The sequence below is a fragment of the Streptomyces sp. NPDC031274 genome, from assembly GCF_055570235.1.
Genome location: NZ_JBVIHP010000126.1, coordinates 1,168 through 1,914, shown reverse-complemented (window position 1 = coordinate 1,914; position 747 = coordinate 1,168). Strand labels below are relative to the sequence as shown.

1 pseudogene is annotated in these 747 nt (G+C 70.3%); it reads right to left on the bottom strand.

Features of this window, described 5'->3' with window-relative positions:
• Positions 1-694: pseudogene (locus ACZ5CR_RS44150) on the bottom strand (hypothetical protein); the annotation flags it as partial.
• Between the last annotated feature and the right edge of the window lie 53 nt (positions 695-747).

The window sequence follows — 747 nt, the reverse complement described above, 5'->3', positions numbered from 1 at the left end:
CGATCGACTCCAGGTTGACCCCCTCGGCGATGGAGTCGGCGACCGCAGGCGGTGTGTGGTACTCGCCGAGCCCCTGCCGCGCCCCCTGGGAGCGCAAGCTCGTCATCACAGGCGACAGGACATCCGTCGCCGAGCGCAGGAACGGGTCCGCATGCGCGGTCAGGTCGAACAGCCCGCGTCTGAGGGCGGTTTCGGCAACGGCGCGCACCGCCTGCATGCGGTACTCGTCGACGTCATCGTTCAACCACTCGTGCAGGATCCGAGCGCGGTCGATCAGGTCCGGCCTGTGCATCCAGTGCGTCGACCAGATCTCCCGCAGCATCTCGATCATCTGCGGACCGTCCTGGGCGAGGATCTGCGCCTTGAGGTCCGGGCCGTCCGGATCCTTCTCGCGGATGAGCGAGAGGGCGGCGACGACGCCGACGGGTACCTCGATGGCCGTCCCGCCGTGCCGGTTGTGCCACCGCTCGGCCACTGCCTCGCCGATCTCCATGGCGCGCCGGTGCGGATCGCGCACAGGGTGCGGACAGGGCGCCCGCTGGGCACGCGAAGAGGGGGGCGCGACCGGCCGCGCGGGCTTCGGTGTGGCCGCCGAGGGGGTGGAGCGTGCGGGATTCGGCGCCGCGGCGAAGGTGGCGGGTATCGGCTCGGGGGTGGTGGCGATCTCTGCGAACAGGTCGAGTTGCTGGGTCACGGCGAAGTCGCTTTCCGTGAGTGGAGTCGGACATGGCGCGAACCACCCCAGAA